General features: G+C 53.8%; 2 protein-coding genes. Both read left to right on the top strand.

What is annotated here, in order from left to right:
- Positions 1 to 498 precede the first annotated feature (498 nt).
- Positions 499 to 987, top strand: coding sequence for a hypothetical protein (locus HMPREF2527_RS00165; RefSeq protein WP_070505426.1), 489 nt, complete (start codon positions 499 to 501; stop codon positions 985 to 987).
- Positions 988 to 1,318: 331 nt separating this feature from the next.
- Positions 1,319 to 1,864: hypothetical protein (locus HMPREF2527_RS00170; RefSeq protein ID WP_141744413.1), on the top strand; the 546-nt coding region annotated here is incomplete at its 3' end.

Genomic DNA, 1,864 nt, shown 5'->3' on the forward strand with positions numbered 1-1,864 from the left:
TTCCGTAAGAGCCTCATGGAAGAAACCATCACCCCCGCCGTGATTGAGTGGACTACCCGGGTGTTTGGTCACCCGGTCACGAAGACCGCTTCCAGCTCGCACCGGCTGGTTATGAACGCACAGGGCGTCTATGAGCAGATTTAGCCTGCACCTTTAGAGGTGGCAGCTTTCCCGGGTTGGCACAGCAGCAGCGCCGCCCCGGGAAATTTTTTTCTTATATATAAGGACATTCCATGTCACAGCCCGGTAGTAACCATATATTTACTGGCATAATTAAGGCATAACAGACAGGATACGGCGGCTTCTCCAGCAGGGCAGCCCCACCGCACTGTACACCGTGCAAGGTGCACAGTGCACGGTGCCGCGTTTGTTTCTACCCATCAGAGGGGGCTGCAGATTCTCTCATCTGCAGCCCCTTCTGCACTAGCTCACCGGGCCTCGCCCTACAATGAAAGCAGCCACCCCACTGTCGGGGTAAACATCTGGAAGGAGTCACCCATGACGTACCGCATCCATATCGCAAACATTATTGGCGGCAAGCCCGATCAGGTATTTGACATCACCGACCCCGCCGACGGGCTGAGCATCGTGAACATGCATGACAGCATTCACGCGTTCAGCATCCCGGTTCACGAAATCCCCGAGCTGAAGCACGAAATCTACTTCGGCGTCAGCACCGGCAGCCCCTGCACCGGTCACCGGTGGTTCAGTGATAACCCCGCTATGATTGCCCACCTCACATGGACCAAGCCGCACCCGGTGGCAGAATACCCTGACCCGAACGCCATCGAAGTGCTGAGCGCGTATGACCACAGCCGCTATACGCGAGGAGAGGTATCTCTAGAAGATCTGCGTGAAGAAGGAGATGTCTATATCCTGCATCCTGAACCGCTTACCCCTACCTACGAGAATCTGGCGGACTATATTGCGTTCATGAACGCCCAGATGTACCCCCATAATCAGATGCTACTCACCAAGAATCTCTAAGCAGCTTCTACGCATATGCCCTTCACCCCTTGCACGGTGAAGGGCATATTTTTATGCACCAGCAGGTGAGAGCGTGGGTGAAGGCGCGTAGATGTGATTGCATTGTGCTGTCATTGCACTCTGCTGTCACTGCATTCTGCAAGCACTGCATTGTGCTATCAGATGCTGGGTCTTCATGGTGCCGTGCGGTGATGAAACGAGCGAGTGCAGCGGGGGACTAATGGGAAGTGTTTTACTTTGGGACATGCAATGTCACATCTAGTTTTCCCCTTGATTTCTAGCGTATGATTGAGGCATAATACAACTTATTAAACAGGAATGAGGTATCACTATGGGTGATTCCCCCGCCAAGCCCTTCGTCGCATTATTACTATTCCTCGCCGCCTTCATTACAGTAAGCATCTTTATGCTTTCTCTGAGCCCCACTCGTGGTCAGGCGGTTCAGGAGACTACACGTACACATGAGCTGATGGGTCTTCAGTTATCGAAGGAGCAGGTACAGACCGGCAGCCTCGAAGGGCACATCAGCGGCGATTTCCTCAGCACCGTGGGTTACGTTCAAGGTAGTTTTGATGGGCGCCCAGTGACGTATATTTACCTCCGCTATCGTGCGGAGAATGGCGACATTATCGACCGTTTGATTCCTCGCGATGAGGTGCGGTTGCGTGATGATTTGAAGCCGGGCGAGGCAGCCACCCTTGAGATCCACACGGTCAAGACGCGTCGAGCCACCTACGAAGACATCCAGAAGGACCCTTCCTTGTGCTACAAGGACGGCCCAGTACCTCCTGAGATGTGTGGTAGGAAAGCCAACGAGATTCCAGAGGAATGGAATGTGGATCATGAGGAACTGGTGGTGCATGTACCGAAGGACGCC

Origin of the sequence: Rothia sp. HMSC071B01, from assembly GCF_001808945.1 — a bacterium.
Lineage (GTDB): Bacteria > Actinomycetota > Actinomycetes > Actinomycetales > Micrococcaceae > Rothia.